This window comes from Paracoccus pacificus (genome assembly GCF_042680785.1).
GTDB classification, from domain to species: domain Bacteria; phylum Pseudomonadota; class Alphaproteobacteria; order Rhodobacterales; family Rhodobacteraceae; genus Paracoccus; species Paracoccus pacificus.
Genome location: NZ_JBHUEN010000047.1, coordinates 1 through 1,935 on the forward strand (window position 1 = coordinate 1; position 1,935 = coordinate 1,935).

The 1,935-nt window shown below is 52.6% G+C and carries 2 protein-coding genes; one reads left to right on the plus strand and one right to left on the minus strand.

The genetic code is table 11. From position 1 onward, the window contains the following. The first annotated feature begins 444 nt into the window (after positions 1–444). A complete protein-coding gene (locus ACFSCT_RS16855; protein ID WP_379144738.1) occupies positions 445–690 on the plus strand; it encodes a hypothetical protein in 246 nt (81 codons plus the stop codon). 343 nt (positions 691–1,033) lie between these two features. Here ACFSCT_RS16855 and ACFSCT_RS16860 read toward each other — a convergent pair. After that, the coding region (locus ACFSCT_RS16860) for a P-loop ATPase, Sll1717 family (RefSeq protein WP_379144740.1) at positions 1,034–1,935 on the minus strand (902 nt) is incomplete at its 5' end.

A 1,935-nucleotide genomic window follows, 5' to 3' on the forward strand; every position in this document is an offset into this window, starting at 1 on the left:
GCCCACCTGCGCAGGATCGGCGCCCGCACTTTCACCGAGGTGTTCAAGGCCATCGGTCAGGTCTGTGACCTATACGGGCCTGACGAGTGCTCAAACTACTTCACCGCCGAAGGATATGTATCAAGTTAAAACCGAAATGATTTAGTGGTTCAAACCCCGTTCCCGGAACCGATCCTCGCGAAAGGGCCGCACCGCGAAGCCCGCGCCCGCCGGCATGTCGACAAGGTGGCCGCCGAGACCGCGCTCCTGGCGCAGCGTCAGCAGTAACTCGATGCTCAGGCCGTCGAGCAGGATGCCTTCGCCGCCACCGCCGAGGCGCTTGAAGCCGGCCTGATCACGCCAGAGGAGCCGACGAAATTCCGCGGCGCATCAAATGACGAGGGCGCCCAAGGCATCCTCGCCCGGATCCGGGTCGGGAAGTCCGGATATAGTCGGTTTGTCCAGTTGATGAAGCCGGTCTGGTCCCGGATGCAAAGCCATGCTGACACGGCCGAAGCGGAGAAAGTTGAAAAAGACCGCGCCGAGATCGAAACCGCCTGGAGCAATCTCGGCGAGATCGCCCGCGTCCTCCTGCCAGACCTCAAGCCCATCACCGCGCCGCGCGAAGCCGTCGCCAAGGTCATCGCACTGTGGAGGATCAGGAAAGAAACAGACGAGAAAAGGGTGAAAGATCGCGGGCAGAGGGAATGAGTGGGGAAGCGGTAGAAGGTAAGCAGGGGAGAGGGGCGGGAAGCTGACTTGCGGCGGCGCAGCATGGCGGCTGCCGCAATAAGACCATAGCTGCCGTTCGTTTACTCCGCGGCGAAAGCTTCGCCATTAGAGGCGGGTCGGGCGGTGAGCCGTCTGACGGCACTGCGGCAGAGCAACTGCAGCGATCTATGATAAGTACCCATTCGCGCAAGTCGCAGCGAAAAAGTCTACGTGTCGGGCAAGAGGGAGGAGAAGCTGAAATCAAACATGTGATTTGATAAGAATCAAACCGCCCAAGTCAATGTTCGAAGTTCGAACGAATGTGGCAAATTTAATTTCCGCATCAGCTAATGTTCATTGCTTTCCACAACCCTCTGTGCATCATTATTCCACTGCCTTGGCTGAAAACTGAAAGCCGATTTCTATACTTGAAGCTATAGCGTGTTTTCCCGTTGCTATGCGATGTGTGACCTATAGCGCTGCAATCGAACATGGCCTTGCAGAGTGCAATGAGCGTTGTTTGTCTGTCTAGTCCACGCTCTTTTTCCCATGCTGAACTTAGTTCGGCATAGGTGAAATCTCTTTTTCCTATAATTGATGCTGCAGCGAAGAAAGAATTGATATCATCAACCTCTGCGTACCCACTTAGCTCATCATGTATCTCGGGCTGGAAATACTTTATCGAGTAGTCTCGAAGGCCAGACTTAACCTGGGTCTCGGTCATTCGTCCTCCAGTGTGGTACCTCTGCATTGAGGAAAGGAGCTGGAAGAAATCTCTAGGGGTGTGGCGTGTCATGTCTAGAAAATACTGACGCGTTGGCGTATCATGTGTATAGCTTGGTAGAAATTCGGAAAATACATCGACATCGCGACCCAAGCTGTTTTTCGCTCGAAGGTTTGCGCCTCTGATAAGCATTGATGTCCCTGGCTCATTGGGATCGTGATACCAATCGAGCTCAAATGCAAATGGGGTTCTTATCTTGTTTTTGTTTGGACCAGGGGTTTTATCAAACAGGTCGGTTCTACAAAGCACAATGAATTTTAGCGGGACATTATTTTTAGACAATAGATTATTTAATTCGGATGATTCTTGTATTAACGCATAGAGCGACTTGTACTGAATGCTTCGTGAGCTCAATATATCATCTAACCCATCAATAATGATGTAATGGGCACCTCGATTTTTCACTGAATTCCTCTGAACGGACGAGATCAGCGGCTTGAAGCGGGGACTGCGACCGCCCG